The following is a 1,144-nucleotide window of genomic DNA, read 5'->3' as shown; positions in this document are numbered from 1 at the left end:
GTTCTGCCCCACCGCCTGCCCCGGGGTGCGCGTGCCTGCCGCTGTCCCGTCACCGCCTTTCGCCAACTGGTGAGGACACGCCGTCTCGAGCCCCCTCAGGCCCCGTGATGACGGTGTGTCCTCACCAGTTCGTGCGGCAGGTGTCCCCGCGTGAGGCTGGTGTCCCCTCGTGAGGCAGGCGTCCCCCGCGCGGAGACCTGCCTCAGCGCTTCGGACGCTGGATGCCCAGGTCCTCCTCGCGGTACTCGACGCCGCCGACCTCCTCGCCGCCGTGGCGCTTGACCTCCTCGGAGCGCAGCTCCACGCGGCGCACCTTGCCGGAGATGGTCTTGGGCAGCTCACGGAACTCGATGCGGCGGATGCGCTTGTACGGCGGCAGCTTGGTGACCGTGTACTGCAGGATCTCGCGCGCGGTCTCCTCGTTCGGCTCATAGCCGGCGGCGAGGGTCACGAAGGCCTTCGGCACGGCCAGGCGCATCTCGTCCGGGGTCGGGACGATCGCGCCCTCCATGACGGCAGGGTGCTCCACCAGCACGGACTCGAGCTCGAACGGGGACACCTTGTAGTCCGAGGACTTGAAGACGTCGTCCGCACGGCCGACATAGGTGTAGACGCCCTGCTCGTCCTTCGAGGCGATGTCGCCGGTGTGGTAGAGGCCGTCGCGGAAGACCTCATCCGTCTTCTCCTTGTTGCCGAAGTAGGACTTCAGCACGCCCACCGGGCGCGGGTCGAGCTTCACGCAGATCTCGCCCTCGTCGGCCTCCTGACCCGTGAGCGGGTCGATGAGGACGATCTCGTAGCCCGGCAGCGGGCGGCCCATGCCGCCGATCTTCATGCGGGCGCCGGGGGTGTTGGCGATCTGCAGGGTGGTCTCGGTCTGGCCGAAGCCGTCGCGGATGGTGACGTCCCAGGCGCGCTGCACCTGGTCGATGACCTCGGCGTTGAGGGGCTCGCCCGCGGAGATGGCCTTCTTCGGCGGGGTCTTCAGCTGGGTCAGGTCGGCCTTGATCAGCATGCGCCACACGGTCGGCGGGGCACAGAAGCTGGTCACGCCGCCGTCCTGCATGGCCTTCATCAGCGCGCCGGCCTCGAACTTGCCGAAGTTCAGCACGAAGATCGTGGCCTCGGCCAGCCAGGGGGCGAA

Annotated in this window: 1 protein-coding gene; it reads right to left on the bottom strand. The window is 68.8% G+C overall.

From position 1 onward, the window contains the following. Nucleotides 1-202 precede the first annotated feature (202 nt). A partial coding sequence (locus tag MLY01S_RS09755) for an AMP-binding protein (protein WP_157531288.1) occupies nucleotides 203-1,144 on the bottom strand: 942 nt, incomplete at its 5' end.

It is taken from the genome of Micrococcus lylae NBRC 15355, assembly GCF_001570885.1.
Lineage (GTDB): Bacteria > Actinomycetota > Actinomycetes > Actinomycetales > Micrococcaceae > Micrococcus > Micrococcus lylae.
This window is presented reverse-complemented; position numbering and strand designations above follow the sequence as displayed.